The sequence below is a fragment of the Mycolicibacter sinensis genome, from assembly GCF_001673565.1.
Taxonomy (GTDB): domain Bacteria; phylum Actinomycetota; class Actinomycetes; order Mycobacteriales; family Mycobacteriaceae; genus Mycobacterium; species Mycobacterium sinense_C.
In genome coordinates this window covers 1-889 of sequence record NZ_LZMF01000006.1, presented here as the reverse complement: position 1 = coordinate 889, position 889 = coordinate 1, and the positions used below count along the sequence as shown (strand labels likewise).

The window sequence follows — 889 nt, the reverse complement described above, 5'->3', positions numbered from 1 at the left end:
TGAATCAGTACACCTCCGGATCGACCAAATCCCCCAAGGGCGTCATGGTCAGCCACGCCAACCTGATGCACAACATGGAGGTCGTGCGCCAGCGGTGGAAGGGCCACGACGGCGACGTAGCGGTGTGGTGGCTGCCGCAGCACCATGACATGGGCCTGATCGGCGGCGTCCTGGAGATGGTCTACGTCGGCGTCACGACCTACATGATGCCGCCCAACACCTTCATCAAGCGGCCGGCGAGCTGGCTGGAGATGCTGTCGCGGCACCGCGCCACGATCACCGGCGCGCCGACCTTCGCCTACGACCTGTGCGTCAAGACCACCACACCGGCCCAGCGCGCGGCACTGGACCTGTCCAACCTGACGCACGCCTGGATCGGCACCGAGCCGGTCCGCGCGACCACTCTGCAGTCCTTCGCCGAGGCGTTCGCGCCGGCCGGGTTCCGGCCCGAGGCCTTTATTCCCGCGTACGGGCTGGCCGAGGCAACCCTGGGTGTGACGGGCATGTCCGAGTCACCGGTGCCGGTGGTCCGGCACATCGACCGGACCGCGCTCAGCGAGGAGCGGGTCGTCGAGGTGGCTGCCGACACCGCCGGGGCGGTGCCCCTGGTGGCCTGCGGCGCCAAGGCGGAGAGCCAGCAAGTCCTGATCGTTGACTCCGAGACCCGGTTGCGCCGCGGCCCTGAGGAAGTGGGCGAGATCTGGGTGTCCGGGCCCAGCGTCGGCGTGGGCTACTGGGGACGCCCCGAGGAGACCGAGCACGCCTTCAACGCGTACGTGGCCGACACCGGAGAGGGCCCCTACCTGCGCAGTGGCGACCTGGGGTTCTTCCGGGACGGCGAGCTGTTCGTCACCGGCCGGTGCAAGGACCTGATGACGATCCGCGGCTA

1 protein-coding gene is annotated in these 889 nt (G+C 69.2%); it reads left to right on the top strand.

Annotated features, from left to right (window positions below; all coding sequences use genetic code 11):
* Positions 1–889, top strand: an 889-nt coding sequence (locus tag A5648_RS01230) for an AMP-binding protein (protein ID WP_131810497.1), incomplete at both ends; no start/stop codon positions are given.